Raw genomic sequence first — 14,785 nt, 5'->3', positions numbered from 1 at the left:
CCGGATTAGGCTGAGGCGCATGGCGATCACCGAGCTGAGCGAGCTGACCCCCGGCTACCTGGCGTTCTGGCGCGAGCACCAGCTGTGCACCCTGACGACCCTGCGCCGGGACGGGTCACCGCATGTCGTGCCGGTGGGGGTGACCTTCGATCCCGGGGCGGGGATCGCGCGGATCATCACCAACAAGGGCAGCCGCAAGGTCGCCAACGTACTCGCGGCGGCCGGGACGGAGCCGGGCGCCCGGGTCTCCGTCTGCCAGTTCGACCGGGGGCGCTGGGCGACGCTGGAGGGCCGGGCCCGGGTGCGGACCGAGCCGGAGGTGGTGGCGGACGCGGTGGCGCGGTACGCGGAGCGGTACGGCCGGACGCCCAAGCCCAATCCGGACCGGGTCGTGATCGAGATCGCGGTCGAACGGGCCCTGGGCCGCGCCTGACGTACGGGAAGCGCCGCCCGCACGGATCGCCCGCACAGACCGCCCGCGCGGCGGAAAAGGCGTATCTGGATATACACATCCGGAATTCCTCAGTCCGAATGTGGAAGCACAGCGGCGCCATCGCGTTTCAGGTCCGCGATGGCGCCGCTGTGTGGGGGAAGTGCCGGAGCGATCTGTTACGACGGGGGAATCGCTCAGGCACTGCGGGGGGTGGCTCGAGTGGTGTTCGTATCCGGGTCGGCCAGCTGGTGGTCACGCTGGTCGAGATTGACAAAGATCATTCCGTAGCGGATGGCGCAGCGGACCGGCTACGGCGCACCCCTCGGCCGCCGGAGGCAGCGATACGCGCGTACGTCCTCGTCCTCTTCGCGGGCCACGACGATGGGCTCGCCGAACAGGGTGACCATCAACGAATCGCCGCGGTGGGGAATGGCCGTGACGAGATCGATGAAGTGCCACCCGGAGCGGTAGGCCGTGGCCATCTCGCGCCGGAAGGACCGGTCGTCCGGTGGAACGGTCATGCGTCCGCACCTTCGGAAGCGGGTGCGGTGGTGAGTTCCCAGGAAGGCTCGCCCGCTGCCGCGAACGGTCCTACGGCCTCCCACGAGGGCTCACCCTGGTCCGCCACCGAAACGGCGACGGGGACGCGCTCCCAGGAGGGTTCGCCGACGGATGCGGCCGCACCCAGCGCGGCGCCCGCCAAGGCAAGAGCACATAGCGCACGTAGCGTCCTAGACATGGGTGATCTCCACCTCATTTGATCATTCCTCCTCCCCCGCGCATAAGACGATGTCTCACTCCGAACGCTTGCACCAGCGACGGCAGGCATCATGTTCCTGTAATGCAGGAACATGAGGGGGTACATATGACGTCTCATGGGGGCGAACTCGGACACCCTCACTCAGACGGCAAGTTGTGCGAGGCGGGAAAGAGTCTTTACATCACGGCCCTGAGAACCGGACGCCTGTCCCGGCTGGAGGCCGAGTCCACACCCTGTCTCTTCGACCTCGCCCTACTCGATCCGGACCCATATGACGCCCAGTGGCTCCGACCGGTTGCCCCGACCACGGCACTGGCACAACTGATTCACCCGATCGAGAGGGAGATCCAGGACCGCCGCCGGCGGGCCGTCGCCCTCACCGACGCCCTCGAACCCTTTCTGTCGATCACGGCCCAGTCGACATCCGTGCCGGACGGCATCACCGTCCTCGAGGGCCTCAACCGCATCAACTCGACCCTGGACCAGGTCACCGCCGACTGCACGGAGGAGCTTCTCACAGTCCAGCCGGGCAGCGGCCGCCAGCCGCACTCCCTGGAGAAGGCCCTGCGCCGCGTCCAGCCGCTGATCGAACGCGGGGTCCGGATGCGGACCCTCTACCAGCACACGGCCCGGCACCACCCCGCCACCCTCTCCTATATGGAGAAGGTCGGCCCGTCCGGGGTGGAGGTCCGCACGCTGGAGGAGATCATCGACCGGCTGATCGTCGTGGACCGCAAGGTCGCCTTCATCCCCGCCAGCAGCGACCGGCTCTTCGCCCTGGAGCTGCGGCACAAGGGGATCGTCGACTATCTGGTCGGCGTCTTCGAGCAGTTCTGGCTGCACGGACTGCCCTGGGACGAGCCGATCTCCTACGGACCCGATCTCAACGGGGTCACCGGCGTCCAGCGGTCCATCGCGAAACTGCTGGTCGAAGGGCATGTGGACGAGGCGATCGCCCGCCGCCTCGGAATGAACGTCCGCACCTGCCGGGCCCATATCGCCAAGCTGGGCTCGTCCCTGGGCAGCGGCAGCCGGACCCAGCTGGGCTATCTGATCGCCCAGTCGGGGATCCTGGCGCACGAGACCCAGACCACGGCACCGCCCCATCCACCGGCCCCGGGGGCGCCGGGGAGCCCGGGCGGGCCGGGACCTTCGGGCGGCTGACGTACCGGCGGTACGGGCGGGGGCCCGGGGAAAAGATCCGGACACAACGGAGTCCGGGGGCGCGGACGGGCGCATTCGCCCCGGTTTCGCGGTACCCGGGAGAGCCCGGACGCGCCCCCCGGCGGGGCGCGTACCGGCTCGCGCGCGCCCGGAGGCGTACGCCCCCGAGGTTATCGATTCGCAGCGGCAACCCGCCCCGCAAACGGCCGTATCCCCGGACCGGCGCTCCGGGGAGCGCCCGCACGGGGACACGGAAGGATTCACCCGACCGCCGGCCGAGGCGCGAAAGCGGCTACTCGCCGCCCCGCTTGGGGCGCCACACCACCAGCGCGCCGGCCTGCTGGACGTCCTGGTACGGCACCAGATCGCGTCGGTACGAGGCATGGACCTGCGACTCGCGCTGCCGCATCGCCGCCGCCGCTCCCTCGACCGCCGCCGACAGCTCGGCCACCCGGGACTGCAACGCCGCGACCTGGTTCTCCAGTTCGATGATGCGCTTGATCCCGGCGAGGTTGATGCCCTCGTCCTGGGAGAGCGCCTGCACGGTCCGGAGCAGTTCGATGTCCCGGGCGGAGTAGCGCCGCCCCCGGCCCGCCGTACGGTCGGGGGAGACCAGGCCCAGCCGGTCGTACTGCCGGAGCGTCTGCGGGTGCAGCCCGGAGAGCTGGGCCGCCACCGAGATCACGTACACCGGGGACTCGTCGGTCAGTTCGTAGGGATTGCGGCGCCTTCCGTCCATCGTCCTCATGCTCCCTTCGCGGCCTCGAACAGCTCGGCCCTGGGGTCCTCGTCCGCGGTGGCCTCGCGATAGGCCGCCAGCGCTTCCTTCGCCTTGCCGCTCAGATCCCTCGGCACCGCGACCTCGACGGTGACCAGCAGATCGCCGCGGGTGCCGTCCTTGCGGACCGCTCCCTTGCCGCGGGCCCGCATCGTACGCCCGTTGGGCGTGCCGGGCGGCAGTTTGAGGGTGACCGGCGGACCGCCGAGCACCGGCACCTTCACCTCGCCGCCGAGGACGGCCTCGGCGAAGGTGACGGGCACGGTGACCGTCAGATTGTCGCCGCGGCGGCCGAACACCGGGTGCTCGCCGACATGGACGACGACATAGAGGTCACCGGCCGGGCCGCCGCGCTCGCCCGGGGCGCCCTTGCCGCGCAGCCGGATCCGCTGGCCGTCGGAGACGCCCGGCGGGATCCGGACCTGCATGGTGCGCGAGGAGCGGGCCCGCCCGCTGCCCTTGCACGCCTCGCAGGCGTCCTGGGCGATCAGCCCGCGGCCCTTGCAGTCGACACAGGGATCGGTGAGGGAGAAGGAGCCGCTGCCGCCGCGCGAGACCTGTCCGGTGCCGACACAGGTCGGGCAGACCCGGGGGTTGCCGTTCTTGTCGCCGGTGCCCGAACACGCCTTGCACGGCGCCGAGCTGGACATCCGCAGCGGGACCGTGGCCCCGTCGACGGCCTCGGTGAAGCTGAGCGTCACCTCGGACTCGATGTCCTGGCCCCGGCGGGGCTGGACCCGGGTGCCGGTACCGGTACCGGCACCCCGGTTGAACAGCCCGCCGAACACATCGCCGAGACCGCCGCCGAAGCCCCCGGCGCCGCCGCCCTGCCCTCCGCCCTGGGCGCCTCCGAAGAGGTCGCCCAGGTCGAAGTTGAAGCTGCCGCCGCCGGGACCGCCGGGGCCGCCGGCCCGGAAGCCGCCGTTGCCGAAGAGGGCGCGCGCCTCGTCGTACTCCTTGCGCCGCTTGGGGTCGCCGAGTACGTCATTGGCCTCGGAGATCTCCTTGAAGCGCTCCTCCGCCTTGGTGTCGCCCTTGTTGGCGTCCGGGTGGTACTCGCGGGCGAGTTTCCGGTACGCCTTCTTGATCTCGGCCTCGGTGGCGTCCTTGGGGACGCCGAGGACCTTGTAGTAGTCCTTCTCGACGAAGTCCTTCGTGCTCATCGACGTCCCTCCTCCCGGGCGGTGCCGCGCACGCTCCGTACGCGTACGCCTTCCTGTGCGTCAGCCCTTGTCCGGGCCACCGCTCTCCTCACCGTCGGCCTCGCGGCCACCGGTCTCCTCGCCGCCGTCGGACTCGTCGCCCTCCTTGGCGGCGGGCCCGGCGCCCGGCTGGGGCTCGGCGACGGCCACCCGCGCGGGGCGGATGGTCCGCTCGCCGATGCGATACCCCGGCTGGAGCACCGCGACGCACGTCGTCTCGGTGACATCCGGCGCGTAGCTGTGCATCAGCGCCTCGTGGATCGTCGGGTCGAAGGGCTCGCCCTCCTTGCCGAACTGCTGGAGGCCCATCTTGGCGACCGCGGTCTCCAGGGACTCGGCGACGGACTTGAATCCGCCGACCAGCTCCCCGTGGTCCCGGGCGCGGCCGATGTCGTCCAGCACGGGCAGCAGCTCGGACAGGAGGGTCGCCGTGGCGATCTCCTTGACCGTGACGCGGTCCCGCTCCACCCGGCGGCGGTAGTTCTGGTACTCGGCCTGGAGCCGCTGGAGGTCGGCGGTGCGCTCGTTGAGCGCCGAACGCGCCTGGTCCAGCTCGGCCGTCAGGCCCGCGGTCTTCTCCGCGTCCCCTGCCGGGGCCGCCGGGCCCTCCTTCTCGGAGGGCGCGGCGGTCTCGGCGGCGGCGTCGTCGGTGGCGCCGGAGGGGACGTCGGGCTTCTCGTCGAAGCCCGGGGTCTCCTCCGTCACGCGGCACCGTCCTTGGGCTTCTCGTCGTCGACGATCTCGGCGTCGACGACGTCGTCGTCGGCCTTGGCCTGACCGGCGTCGCCCTGCGGGGCGCCGTCGGCCGCGCCGGCCTGCTGGGCCTGCGCGTCGGCGTACATCGCCTGGCCGAGCTTCTGGGAGACGGCGGCCAGCTTCTCCGTCGCCGTACGGATCTCGGCGCCGTCCTCGCCCTTGAGCTTCTCCTTCAGCTCGGTGACGGCCGTCTCGACCTCGGTCTTCACCTCGCCCGGGACCTTGTCCTCGTTGTCCTTGAGGAACTTCTCGGTCTGGTAGACGAGCTGCTCACCCTGGTTGCGGCTCTCGGCGGACTCGCGGCGGCGGTGGTCCTCCTCCGCGTACTGCTCCGCCTCCTGGCGCATCCGGTCGACCTCGTCCTTCGGCAGCGAAGAGCCGCCGGTGACGGTCATCTTCTGCTCCTTGCCCGTGCCCAGGTCCTTGGCGGTCACGTGCATGATGCCGTTGGCGTCGATGTCGAAGGAGACCTCGATCTGCGGGACGTTCCGCGGCGCCGGGGGCAGCCCGGTCAGCTCGAACATGCCGAGCTTCTTGTTGTACGCCGCGATCTCGCGCTCGCCCTGGTAGACCTGGATCTGCACGGACGGCTGGTTGTCCTCGGCCGTGGTGAAGATCTCGGAGCGGCGGGTCGGGATCGTGGTGTTCCGCTCGATCAGCTTGGTCATGATGCCGCCCTTGGTCTCGATACCGAGGGACAGCGGGGTGACGTCGAGCAGCAGGACGTCCTTGACCTCGCCCTTGAGGACACCGGCCTGGAGGGAGGCGCCGATGGCGACGACCTCGTCCGGGTTCACACCCTTGTTGGCCTCCTTGCCGCCGGTCAGCTCCTTGACCAGCTCGGCGACCGCGGGCATCCGGGTGGAACCGCCGACCAGGACCACGTGGTCGATCTCGGAGAGGGCGATGCCCGCGTCCTTGATCACGTTGTGGAACGGGGTCTTGCAGCGGTCCAGCAGATCCGAGGTGAGCTGCTGGAACTGGGCGCGCGTGAGCTTCTCGTCCAGGTGCAGCGGGCCTTCGGCGGAGGCCGTGATGTAGGGCAGGTTGATCGTGGTCTCGGTGGACGACGACAGCTCGATCTTGGCCTTCTCGGCGGCCTCACGGAGGCGCTGGAGCGCCATCTTGTCCTTGCCGAGGTCGACGCCGTGGCCGTTCTGGAACTGCTTGACCAGGTAGTCGACGACGCGCTGGTCCCAGTCGTCACCACCGAGGTGGTTGTCGCCGTTGGTGGCCTTCACCTCGACGACGCCGTCACCGATCTCCAGCAGGGACACGTCGAAGGTGCCGCCGCCGAGGTCGAAGACGAGGATCGTCTGGTCGTCCTTGTCCAGGCCGTACGCCAGGGCGGCCGCGGTGGGCTCGTTGACGATACGCAGGACGTTGAGGCCCGCGATCTCACCGGCCTCCTTGGTGGCCTGGCGCTCCGAGTCGTTGAAGTACGCCGGGACGGTGATGACCGCGTCGGCCACCTTCTCGCCCAGGTACGCCTCGGCGTCGCGCTTCAGCTTCTGCAGGATGAAGGCGCTCATCTGCTGCGGGTTGAAGTTCTTGCCGTCGATCTCGATCTTCCAGTCAGTGCCCATGTGGCGCTTGACCGATCGGATCGTCCGGTCGACGTTGGTGACCGCCTGGCGCTTGGCGACCTCGCCGACCAGCACCTCGCCGTTCTTCGCAAAGGCGACGACGGACGGCGTGGTCCGGGCTCCCTCGGCGTTGGTGATGACGGTGGGCTCGCCGCCCTCCAGAACGCTGACGACGGAGTTAGTCGTGCCCAGGTCGATGCCGACCGCACGTGCCATGTCAATTCCTCCAGCTGACTACTTGAGTGGAACTGACTCAAGGATGCCCCACACCTCTGCCGGAGTCAACAGACCTGAGTCGAGCCCACTCAACTTTTATCCGCCCCTTATCCGCACCCCGACCCGGGAGCCGAGCAGGGAGCCGGGCAACGGGGCAGGGCAGGGGCGGCGCGGGCGGGCGTGGCACCTCCACCCCACGGCCCCGATCTGCCACAGTCGTCAACCGAGGAATTCACAAAACTCCCATACGGCACCATTAGCCAACATTCCTCATAATCCTCCTGGCCGCCCCTCCGGTGGGAGAAGAACGATGTCCCCCTCCAAGCGCGCCGTCGACCTCCTGGGCGCCTCACTCCTTCTACTGCTCCTCGCCCCCGCCCTGGCAGCGCTCGCGATCGCCGTCGCCGTCTCGTCGCGCGGCCGGATCCTGACCGGCGGGGCCCGGGCGGGCGCGGGCGGGCGGCCGTTCCGGATGCTGATGCTCCGGACCGTCCCCGGCACCCGGACCGGACGGCTGCTGCACCGCCACTACCTGGACCATCTGCCCCAGCTCTGGCATGTCGTCCGGGGCGAGATGTCGCTGGTGGGCCCGCGCCCACTGCCCCCGGACCGGATCCTGGCCGGTGCCGAGCGGGCCCGTACCGCCGTCCGCCCCGGAATGACCGGACTCTGGCAGACCGGCGGCAGATCCGGGCTGCCGTGGGAGGAGATGGCGGTCCAGGACCTGTACTACGTACGGGAGCACTGGCTCGGCCTCGATCTGGCGATCATGGCCCGCACGCTCCCCGTGCTCCGGCGCGGCCGACCCGCCCGTACGGCCGCCGGGCCCGGCCCCGCCCCCGTACCCCGCCCGTCCGTACGACCCCCGGACCAGGCGGAGCCCGCGTACCGCACCCACCGGGACTGAGGCAAGCCTGAGCGATACAGATCACCGCCCGCGCGGCTACAGTGCGGCGTCATAAGTGGGTAGTCTCGGCCCGAAACCATTAAGTTACCGCTTAGTAGTGCGGTCGTGCCGGACCGCTCCCCTCGCAGTCCCGAGGAGCCCGAAATGCAGCTCGCCGCGATCGTCGTGTCGCTGGTCCTGACCGTGGTCGCCGTCGCGCTCATCGCCCGAGCCGTCGCGCAGATCTACCGCTTCGTCAGGCTCGGCCAGCCCGTCCCCGCGGGCAGCCGGGTCAACGACCCCAAGCAGCGCACGATCACCCTGGCGAAGGAGTTCCTGGGGCATACCCGGATGAACCGCTGGGGCATCGTCGGTTTCGCCCACTGGTTCGTCGCGATCGGCTTCCTCACCCTGCCGCCGACCCTGCTCCAGGCGTACGGCCAGCTCTTCGAGGCCGACTGGATCCTGCCGGTCATCGGCGGCTGGATCCCGTTCGAGATGTACACCGAGTTCATCGGCCTGATGACGGTCGTCGGCATCCTCGTACTGATCGCGATCCGGCTGCTGAACCTGCCCTCCCGGGCGGGCCGCAAGTCCCGCTTCACCGGCTCCAAGGCATGGCAGGCGTACTTCGTCGAGTACGTGATCCTCACCATCGGCCTGGCGATCCTCGTCCTGCGCGGACTCGAAGGCGCCATCCACGGCGTGACCGGCTACGAGGCCGCGTACTTCGTCTCGTACCCCCTGGTCGCCGCCTTCGACGGGCTGGACACCGGCACCCTCCAGAACCTGATCTACCTCACCGCCGCGATCAAGATCGGCACATCGCTGATCTGGATGATCACCGTCTCGCTCAACACCAATATGGGCGTCGCCTGGCACCGCTTCCTGGGCTTCCCCAATATCTGGTTCAAGCGGAACGCGGACGGCGCGACGGCCCTCGGCGCCCTCCAGCCGATGACCAGCGGCGGCAAGGAGATCGACTTCGAGGACCCGGGCGACGACGACGTCTACGGCGTCTCGCAGGTCGAGCAGTTCTCCTGGAAGGGCATCCTCGACTTCTCCACCTGCACCGAATGCGGCCGCTGCCAGTCGCAGTGCCCCGCCTGGAACACCGGCAAGCCGCTCTCCCCCAAGCTGCTGATCATGTCCCTGCGGGACCATGCCCACGCCAAGGCGCCCTATCTGCTCGCGGGCGGCGGCAAGAACATGGAAGGCGAGGAGCAGGCGTCCGCCGAGGCCCTGAAGGACGTCCCCGCCGCCGCGCTCGCCGAGGCCGAGCGCCCGCTGATCGGGACGCTGGAGGAGAACGGCGTCATCGACCCCGACGTGCTGTGGTCCTGCACCACCTGCGGCGCCTGTGTCGAGCAGTGCCCGGTCGACATCGAGCACATCGACCACATCGTCGACATGCGCCGCTACCAGGTGATGATCGAGTCCGCGTTCCCCTCCGAGGCGGGCACGATGCTCAAGAACCTGGAGAAGAAGGGGAACCCCTGGGGCCTGGCGAAGAAGCAGCGGGTCGAGTGGACCAAGGAGGTCGACTTCGAGATCCCGATCGTCGGCCGGGACGTGGAGGACCTCACCGAGGTCGACTACCTCTACTGGGTCGGCTGCGCCGGAGCCCTGGAGGACCGGGCGAAGAAGACCACCAAGGCGTTCGCCGAACTGCTGCACATCGCGGGCGTCAAGTTCGCGATCATGGGCGGCGAGGAGAAGTGCACCGGCGACTCACCCCGCCGGCTGGGCAACGAGCCGCTGTTCCAGCAGCTCGGCCAGGAGAACGTGGCCATGCTGAACATGGCCTTCGGCGAGGATGACGAGGCGCCCGAGACGAAGAAGCCCAAGTCGGCCAAGAAGATCGTCTCCACCTGCCCGCACTGCTTCAACACCATCGCCAACGAGTACCCGCAGCTCGGCGGCGAGTACGAGGTCATCCACCACACCCAGCTGCTCCAGCACCTCATCGACGAGGGCAGGCTGATCCCGGTGACCCCGGTCGAGGGCCTGATCACGTATCACGACCCCTGCTACCTGGGCCGCCACAACAAGGTCTACACCCCGCCGCGCGAGATCATGTCGGCCGTGCCGGGCCTGCGCCAGCAGGAGATGCACCGCCACAAGGAACGCGGCTTCTGCTGCGGCGCGGGCGGCGCCCGGATGTGGATGGAGGAGCGGATCGGCAAGCGGATCAACGAGGAGCGGGTCGACGAGGCGCTCTCCGTCAACCCGGACATCGTCTCCACCGCCTGCCCGTTCTGCCTGGTGATGCTGACGGACTCGGTCAACGGCAAGAAGAACGCGGGCACCGCCAAGGAATCGCTCCAGGTGGTGGACGTGGCCCAGCTGCTGCTCGACTCGGTGAAGACGCCGCCGTCGGACCCGGAGCCGCGGGAGGAGCCGGAGGACGCCCCGGAACCGGAGCCGGTGAAGTAGCAGCGCGCGTACGGGAGGGCGGGGGCCGGGGATCGCGTACGCCCCCCGGCCCCTCTCTCCGTTCTCTCCGTACTCGGGCTCTCCCCTCCGGGTCCCCCTAAGGGATGTCACAGCTCCGCCGCAATGGGCCCGTCTCGTCCCCCCGGTGGAGTCGCGATCCGCCGGAACGGGGTACGTTCGAGAGCGTGGCTGGATTCAGGATCGGACGCGGCCGGGACAACCGCGCGCAGCAGCAGCGCCCCCCACGAGGGGCGCCGCAGGGGCCTCCCCAGGGCCAGCCCCCGCAGTACGGGCAGCAGCAGCCCTGGCCCCAGGCGGGCGGCGGCTACCAGGGGGGACAGCAGCCCCCGTACGGGGAGCCGGAGTACTACGGCGATCCGCACCAGGGCCGCCAGTACCCCCCGCAGCACCAGCAGCAGCCCCCGCACCACCATCAGCAGCAGTACCAGCAGCCGCAGCACGATCCGTACGCGGCGGACAACCCGGGCCACACCCGGGCGTTCACGGTCGACGACCCGTACGGTCAGGGCGCCACGTACCAGGCGGGCAGCGCGCCCGCCCCGGCGGGCCCGCGGCTGCACTGGAAGCAGCTGCTGACCGGAATCGTCACCCGACCGGCGCAGACCTTCCTCCAGATGCGGGACTACCCCGTCTGGGGCCCGGCGCTGGTGGTCACCCTGCTCTACGGCGCGCTGGCGATCTTCGGCCTGGACGAGCCGCGGGACGAGGTCATCAACGCGACGCTGTCGTCGGCGGTGCCCGCGGTCCTGATGACGGCGGTCGCCTTCGTGATCGGCGGAACGATCCTGGGCGCGGTGACGCACACCCTGGCCCGGCAGTTCGGCGGTACCGGCGCCTGGCAGCCCACCGTGGGCCTCTCCATGCTGATCATGGCGGTCACGGACGCGCCGAGGCTCTTCTTCGCCCTCTTCCTGGGCGGCACGAACTCGTTCGTCCAGCTCCTCGGCTGGGCGACCTGGCTGGCGGCGGGGGTGCTGTTCACGGTGATGGTGAGCAAGTCGCACGACCTGCCCTGGCCGAAGGCGCTGGGCGCGTCGGCGATCCAGCTCCTCGCCCTGCTGTCACTGATCAAGCTGGGCACGATCTGAGCCGGGCGGGGCGTACCGCCCCGCCCTTCCGCTCCCCTCTCAGGAGTCGAGGATCTGCCCTTCACGCCGTACGACGGGCTTCTCGACGGACCACGGGAAGTTGATCCAGTCGTCGGTCCGCTTCCAGACGTACTCGCACTTCACCAGGGAGTGCGACTTCTCGTAGATCACGGCGGACCGGACCTCGGCGACATGGTCGAGACAGAAGTCGTGCACCAGCTTCAGCGTCTTGCCGGTATCGGCGACGTCGTCCGCGATGAGCACCTTCTTGTCGGAGAAGTCGATCGCGTTCGGCACCGGCGCCAGCATCACCGGCATCTCCAGGGTGGTGCCCACCCCGGTATAGAACTCGACATTCACCAGATGAATGTTCTTGCAGTCCAGCGCGTAGGCCAGCCCACCGGCGACGAAGACCCCGCCGCGCGCGATGGAGAGCACGATGTCGGGCTCGAAGCCGTCGTCGGCGATGCTCTGCGCCAGTTCGCGGACCGCCGTGCCGAAGGTCTCGTAGGTCAGGTTCTCGCGTACGGCACCCATGGTCACACCTGCGTCCGGTGGAAGTTCTGGAAGGACCGCGAGGCCGTCGGCCCCCGCTGCCCCTGGTAGCGCGACCCGTACCGCTCGCTCCCGTACGGGAACTCGGCGGGCGAGCTGAGCCGGAACATACACAGCTGCCCGATCTTCATCCCCGGCCAGAGCTTGATCGGCAGCGTCGCCAGATTCGACAGCTCCAGCGTGACGTGCCCGGAGAACCCGGGGTCGATGAACCCGGCGGTCGAATGCGTCACCAGACCGAGCCGGCCGAGGGAGCTCTTCCCCTCCAGCCGGGAGGCCAGATCGTCCGGCAGGCTGATGACCTCGTACGTGGAGGCCAGCACGAACTCCCCGGGGTGCAGGATGAACGCCTCGTCCCCCTCCGGCTCCACCGTCCGGGTCAGATCGGCCTGCTCCACGGCGGGGTCGATATGCGGATACCGGTGGTTCTCGAACACCCGGAAGAAGCGGTCGAGCCGCACATCGATACTCGACGGCTGCACCATGGATTCATCGAACGGGTCGATGCGCACCCGTCCGGCGTCGATCTCGGCCCGGATGTCCTTGTCTGAGAGAAGCACCCCCCGAGGATACGCAGAGCGCACGGACCCCACCGAACCGGACGCCCGTGCGCTCCCCGATCACTTCCCTACGGCAACCGGCACGACGCTCCGCAACCGCGCACACCTCGGACACCGGACGAGCCGCGCGGGCCCGATCCTCCCGGCCCCGAGCTGCTGCATCGGAAACGAGGTGGTCGCGAAGACATGCCCCTCGGCACAACGGACGACGGTGCGCTCCATCAGATCCATCGGGTCCCTTCCCCAACAAATGCGGACGAACCCCCACATTAGGCGATGCCCTTCACCACTCCACGCGCGCCACTCGCCCCGCCACGCTAAGCCCCAACTCCCGCACCCCGCACCCACTTCCCGCCACCCGTGACAACCCCCACAACGGAAAGACCCCACGGCTTCCTACGCCGGGGGTCTGCGATGCGGTAGAGTGACGGCACTGCGGTTGCCGATCTTCAGCTCCGCGTGCGGGTGTAGTTTAATGGTAGAACATGAGCTTCCCAAGCTCAGAGCGCGAGTTCGATTCTCGTCACCCGCTCCAAAGAAAAGCCCCAGGCCAACGGCCCGGGGCTTTGTCGTTGTCCAGACCACATCAGGGGCGACGTGCCCGATCCGTCCTCAACAGACACGGCGTACCCAGCATTGGTCCGGCCAGCTTGGACCGTCAGCCCAGTCACCTCCATGGGCGAAACGTATGTGACCAACAGTCGAGCTGCCGCTGGCGGCAGCCGTCGCCCAATGGAGGCCCGCCAGCCGGATCCAGGTGCAGGCGGCCCGGCGCCGAGCACAGCACGAGAGACCACCTGACACGTAACTTGCTCACTCGTCTATATGAGCATGTCTGTGGGGGGACGAGTTCGGAGAGGGGACCTCGCGCGCCACCGTTCACTGCTGGTCGGGCCATCAGGTGGCTGGGAGTTGGTAGTTGAGGACGTATGCGTCGGCTGCCATGACGGTGTCGCAGACTTCGACGGCTCGGCCTTCGGTGTCGTAGGCGGTGCGGATCAGGTGGATGACGGGTACGCCGGGTGCCAGCCGGAGGGTCTTCACTTCCGTGGGGGAGGGCATCCGGGCGCGGATCTCCTCCTCGAAGTGGTCGAGGTGGTGGCCGAGTTCTTCGAGGCGGGCGTAGATGCCGCCGGGGCCGGGGTTGGGCTCGGCGATCTGTGTACCGCGTGCGATGCCGAGGGGGAGGTAGGAGGTGGCGAACTCGACGGGGCGGCCGTCGAGGAGGTAGCGGCGGTGCCGGGCGAGGACGCGGCGTACGGAGCCGAGGCGGGTGGAGATGTCCTGGCTGGCCTTCTCCTCCTTGACCTCCAGGCTGTCCACCTGGGGGTGTCCGCCAGCGGCGTCGGCCTCGACGAGGAACGCGGACTTCCCCTGGGTGCGGTGGCGGCGGGCGAAGCGGTCGGAGGCGAGTCGCCGCACGGGCGGCCGGGTTCGTACGAACACGCCCTTGCCGTGCTCGGCGTGGACCAGGCCCTCGCCTTGGAGGACGGAGAAGGAGTTGCGGACGGTCATGCGCGAGACGCCGTAGTGCTCGACCAGTTCGGCTTCGGAGGGCAGCTTCTCCCCTTCCCGGAACCGGCCGCGGTCGATGGCGTCGCGGAGCTGGTCGGCGATCTGCCGGAAGACGGCGCGGTCGCTCGTGGGGTCGAGATCACCGAGGGCGCCGGTCGGTAGCGTCGGCATGCTTACTCCTTTAGATATCTAGACGAGTGGGTGAGTGTTGTTGCTACGGTGGTGAGCCTAGCCAGCCGAGAGGGCCGAGGAACGTGAGCACTGACCGTCCGCACTCCGTGAGCGTCGCCGGGGTCGTCGTGGACGAACAGGGCCGGGCCCTCCTGATCCAGCGGCGCGACAACGGCAAGTGGGAGCCCCCGGGCGGAGTCCTCGAACGCGAGGAAACCATCCCCGAGGCGCTTCGGCGCGAGGTTCTCGAAGAAACCGGCCTGAAGATCGCACTTCCCGCGACCCTGACCGGCGTCTACAAGAACATGACGGGCCTGATCGTCTCCCTGGTCTTCCGCTGCGACGCCGCCGACGGCACGCCCACCACCGGAAGCGAGACCCGCGCACTGCGCTGGGCCACACGCCAAGAGGTCATCGAACTCGCCGACGAGGCGTACGCGATCCGGGTGCTCGACGCCCTGGACGCGACATCGCCACCGGCCGTACGCGCCCACGACGGCGTGAAACTCATCTAGCCCGAACCCGCTGCACATGCGGCCTACCAGCACGGAGGAACTTGTATGCACGAGTATACGAGCAGGGCGCGGTTTGGGGACTCACCCTGCCCGGGTCGAGCGGAAAGAGATCGGCCGAGCCCGCCGTCTGACCCGGGACATCC

The 14,785-nt window shown here is 69.2% G+C and carries 13 protein-coding genes, 1 tRNA gene and 1 pseudogene; 7 read left to right on the top strand and 8 right to left on the bottom strand.

Annotated elements, in window-relative coordinates; genetic code table 11:
* The first annotated feature begins 19 nt into the window (after positions 1-19).
* Positions 20-433, top strand: coding sequence for a PPOX class F420-dependent oxidoreductase (locus AB0G74_RS11260; protein ID WP_361143436.1), 414 nt, complete (start codon positions 20-22; stop codon positions 431-433).
* Positions 434-627: 194 nt separating this feature from the next.
* Here the strand turns inward: AB0G74_RS11260 and AB0G74_RS11255 are convergent.
* Positions 628-954: pseudogene (locus tag AB0G74_RS11255) on the bottom strand ((2Fe-2S)-binding protein).
* A 344-nt stretch (positions 955-1,298) separates the two neighbouring features.
* On the opposite strand from AB0G74_RS11255, the gene AB0G74_RS11250 reads away from it, so the two are divergent.
* A complete protein-coding gene (locus AB0G74_RS11250; RefSeq protein ID WP_361143433.1) occupies positions 1,299-2,357 on the top strand; it encodes a helix-turn-helix transcriptional regulator in 1,059 nt (352 codons plus the stop codon).
* Between the two features lie 292 nt (positions 2,358-2,649).
* Here the strand turns inward: AB0G74_RS11250 and AB0G74_RS11245 are convergent, their stop codons facing one another.
* The 4 genes from AB0G74_RS11245 to dnaK are packed head-to-tail and all read right to left on the bottom strand — an operon-like array spanning position 2,650 to position 6,895.
* Complete coding sequence (locus AB0G74_RS11245; protein WP_358826217.1) at positions 2,650-3,096, bottom strand: helix-turn-helix domain-containing protein; 447 nt, start codon at positions 3,094-3,096, stop codon at positions 2,650-2,652.
* A 5-nt stretch (positions 3,097-3,101) separates the two neighbouring features.
* Positions 3,102-4,298, bottom strand: a complete 1,197-nt coding sequence (gene dnaJ, locus AB0G74_RS11240) for a molecular chaperone DnaJ (protein WP_361143431.1) — start codon at positions 4,296-4,298, stop codon at positions 3,102-3,104.
* Positions 4,299-4,358: 60 nt separating this feature from the next.
* Positions 4,359-5,042 carry a nucleotide exchange factor GrpE gene (gene grpE, locus AB0G74_RS11235; protein ID WP_361143428.1) on the bottom strand — a complete coding sequence of 228 codons (684 nt, stop codon included), beginning with the start codon at positions 5,040-5,042 and terminating at the stop codon, positions 4,359-4,361.
* Entirely contained in the window at positions 5,039-6,895 is a 1,857-nt protein-coding gene (dnaK, locus tag AB0G74_RS11230; protein WP_358826220.1) for a molecular chaperone DnaK, read from the bottom strand. Before dnaK ends, grpE begins: the two co-directional genes overlap by 4 nt.
* 310 nt (positions 6,896-7,205) lie before the next feature.
* Here dnaK and AB0G74_RS11225 point away from each other — a divergent pair, with 310 nt between their 5' ends.
* The 3 genes from AB0G74_RS11225 (at position 7,206) to AB0G74_RS11215 (ending at position 11,326) form a co-directional block, all read left to right on the top strand.
* A complete protein-coding gene (locus AB0G74_RS11225) occupies positions 7,206-7,802 on the top strand; it encodes a sugar transferase (protein WP_361143425.1) in 597 nt (198 codons plus the stop codon).
* Positions 7,803-7,946: 144 nt separating this feature from the next.
* Positions 7,947-10,217, top strand: coding sequence for a (Fe-S)-binding protein (locus AB0G74_RS11220; protein ID WP_361143423.1), 2,271 nt, complete (start codon positions 7,947-7,949; stop codon positions 10,215-10,217).
* Between the two features lie 185 nt (positions 10,218-10,402).
* The gene (locus AB0G74_RS11215; protein ID WP_361143420.1) at positions 10,403-11,326 is read left to right on the top strand and encodes a Yip1 family protein; all 924 of its coding nucleotides are present in this window, start codon (positions 10,403-10,405) and stop codon (positions 11,324-11,326) included.
* Positions 11,327-11,365: 39 nt separating this feature from the next.
* On the opposite strand, the gene AB0G74_RS11210 is transcribed toward AB0G74_RS11215, so the two are convergent.
* The gene (locus AB0G74_RS11210) at positions 11,366-11,863 is read right to left on the bottom strand and encodes a phosphoribosyltransferase (protein ID WP_361143418.1); all 498 of its coding nucleotides are present in this window, start codon (positions 11,861-11,863) and stop codon (positions 11,366-11,368) included.
* A gap of 2 nt (positions 11,864-11,865) precedes the next feature.
* Positions 11,866-12,441 carry a dCTP deaminase gene (gene dcd / locus AB0G74_RS11205; protein ID WP_358829249.1) on the bottom strand — a complete coding sequence of 192 codons (576 nt, stop codon included), beginning with the start codon at positions 12,439-12,441 and terminating at the stop codon, positions 11,866-11,868.
* Positions 12,442-12,902: 461 nt separating this feature from the next.
* Between dcd and AB0G74_RS11200 the strand changes: the two genes are divergently transcribed.
* Positions 12,903-12,976, top strand: a tRNA-Gly gene (locus tag AB0G74_RS11200).
* Positions 12,977-13,338: 362 nt separating this feature from the next.
* Here the strand turns inward: AB0G74_RS11200 and AB0G74_RS11195 are convergent.
* Positions 13,339-14,127 (bottom strand): GntR family transcriptional regulator, encoded by a 789-nt coding sequence (locus AB0G74_RS11195; protein ID WP_361143415.1) that lies wholly within the window; start codon positions 14,125-14,127, stop codon positions 13,339-13,341.
* A 107-nt stretch (positions 14,128-14,234) separates the two neighbouring features.
* Between AB0G74_RS11195 and AB0G74_RS11190 the strand changes: the two genes are divergently transcribed.
* Positions 14,235-14,642, top strand: coding sequence for an NUDIX hydrolase (locus AB0G74_RS11190; protein WP_361143504.1), 408 nt, complete (start codon positions 14,235-14,237; stop codon positions 14,640-14,642).
* The last annotated feature ends 143 nt before the right edge of the window (positions 14,643-14,785 follow it).

This window comes from Streptomyces sp. NPDC020875 (assembly GCF_040641415.1).
Lineage (GTDB): Bacteria > Actinomycetota > Actinomycetes > Streptomycetales > Streptomycetaceae > Streptomyces.
This window is presented reverse-complemented; position numbering and strand designations above follow the sequence as displayed.